1 protein-coding gene is annotated in these 385 nt (G+C 51.4%); it reads left to right on the top strand.

The window, feature by feature from the left end:
• Nucleotides 1-385, top strand: a 385-nt coding sequence (locus PPL9_RS00985) for a proprotein convertase P-domain-containing protein (protein ID WP_200962035.1), incomplete at both ends; no start/stop codon positions are given.

The following is a 385-nucleotide window of genomic DNA, read 5'->3' on the forward strand; positions in this document are numbered from 1 at the left end:
GGATGCACATGCAGCTGTTCGGCTTGCTGAGACCTGGCAAGAGCGCAGTGTTTCAGCGAACGAAATTACAGTTGCCGCTGAAAGCGATGCGAAGGATCAGGCAATTCCGGATAATGGAAGAGCTCTCCGCAGTACGATTTCTGTTGGTGAGGACATCGCACTTCAAAATATTGAAGTTCTTCTAGACCTGCAGCACCAGCAACTCGGAGATCTTGAGATCATTCTTGTTGGCCCGGACGGGACTAAAAGCATTTTGATCAACCGGCCTGGCGTTTCCTTGGAGGCAGGCAGTTCAGATCGTGGACATGGCAATTTCGATCAGACCTGGCTGACAACAAGCACCAATCACTGGGCTGGACAAAGTGCTGGTGACTGGACGCTGATC

It is taken from the genome of Pseudovibrio sp. POLY-S9 (assembly GCF_001431305.1).
Taxonomy (GTDB): Bacteria; Pseudomonadota; Alphaproteobacteria; order Rhizobiales; family Stappiaceae; genus Pseudovibrio.